1 pseudogene is annotated in these 204 nt (G+C 53.4%); it reads left to right on the forward strand.

Annotation, left to right across the window (positions count from 1 at the left end):
- A pseudogene (locus G9G53_RS26680) lies at window positions 1–204 on the forward strand (IS5/IS1182 family transposase); the annotation flags it as partial.

Below are 204 nucleotides of genomic sequence, written 5' to 3' on the forward strand. Positions count from 1 at the left end.
GATTGCTCACCGAAGATTCCATCCCAGACAAGGACTGTTTCCGAAATGGAAGTTTGAATACGATGCCAAACGCAATGCGTATAGATGCCCAGCCCAACAGGAACTGCCCTACCGAACGACGGACCGTAAGGGATACCGGCAGTATGCCTCTGACCCAGCTCAGTGCCAGCATTGCCCACTGCTAAGTCAGTGTACCCAGTCTCG

The sequence above is a fragment of the Paenibacillus sp. EKM206P genome (assembly GCF_011066155.1).
Classification (GTDB): Bacteria; Bacillota; Bacilli; order Paenibacillales; family Paenibacillaceae; genus Paenibacillus; species Paenibacillus polymyxa_D.